At 31.0% G+C, this 1,088-nt stretch carries 1 protein-coding gene; it reads right to left on the bottom strand.

Going from position 1 to position 1,088, the window contains the following annotated elements:
• Window positions 1–1,062, bottom strand: a 1,062-nt coding sequence (locus tag G594_RS0114560) for a glycoside hydrolase family 35 protein (protein ID WP_027099233.1), incomplete at its 3' end; no start/stop codon positions are given.
• Between the last annotated feature and the right edge of the window lie 26 nt (window positions 1,063–1,088).

Below are 1,088 nucleotides of genomic sequence, written 5' to 3'. Positions count from 1 at the left end.
CCCATCTACTTTATAACTACCAAAATTCTTTAATGCTCTTTCCCTTGGAGGTAATAGTTCTATATTAGGATATATAGATTTCATAACTTTTTGCAATTCATAATACTTATCACTTGGATTTCCCCACTCTGTTAATATAGCATCATAATCATAAGAAGTAACTTGTGGTAAATCATTATTTCCTCTTGCAGAACACCCGTTCATAAATCCAAAGTTTGTCCCACCTCTAAACATGTAAAGATTAATACTTCCTATTTCAAGCATTTCCTTTACATCCTCAGCTAGATCAATTGCATCTCTTCGTATGATATCTTCTCCCCATCTATTAAACCATCCATCCCAATATTCCATACACATTACAGGCCATCTTTTGCCATTTTCTCTCATATAATCCTTTAGCACTTCACAGTTCTCTTTTGATTTAGATCCAAAATTTCCAGATACAAAAATATCATCTTCAATTAATGATCCAGATTCTAATGCCTCAATCCATGTACCATCAGAAGTAAAAAGCGGAACATCTATACCATTTTCCCTCATAATTGATGCTATAATTCTTAAATATTCCTTTTCATTACCATAAGAACCATATTCATTTTCAACTTGCATCATTAAAACAGGGCCGCCTTTAGTTACTTGATACTTAACTAATCTAGGCAGTAATTCATTATAATAATTTCTTACTTTATTAATAAACCTATCATCTGAACTTCTAAGCTTTATTTCCTTATCCTTTAAAAGCCATGCTGGAAGTCCACCAAATTCCCATTCAGCACATATATATGGCGTAGGCCTTAAAATAACATATAAGCCTATCTTTTCAGCAGTTTGTATAAACTTCTCTATATCTTTAATTCCTTGAAAATCAAATTTTCCTTCATATGGTTCATGAATATTCCAAGGAATGTACGTTTCAACTGTATTAAATCCAAGTGCTTTTAAGTTAAATAATGTATCTTCCCATTGAGAATAATGTATTCTAAAATAATGAACAGCGCCAGATAGAATTTTAAATTTAACATCATCTAAATAAAATTCTTCTCTTATTTGAAACTTAGCCATTAAACATTCTCCTTATTAGCCATTTT

This window comes from Clostridium paraputrificum AGR2156, assembly GCF_000424025.1.
In the GTDB taxonomy this organism is placed as follows: Bacteria; Bacillota; Clostridia; order Clostridiales; family Clostridiaceae; genus Clostridium; species Clostridium paraputrificum.
The sequence above is the reverse complement of the archived record's forward strand: the minus strand, read 5'-3'. Positions and strand labels throughout refer to the sequence as shown.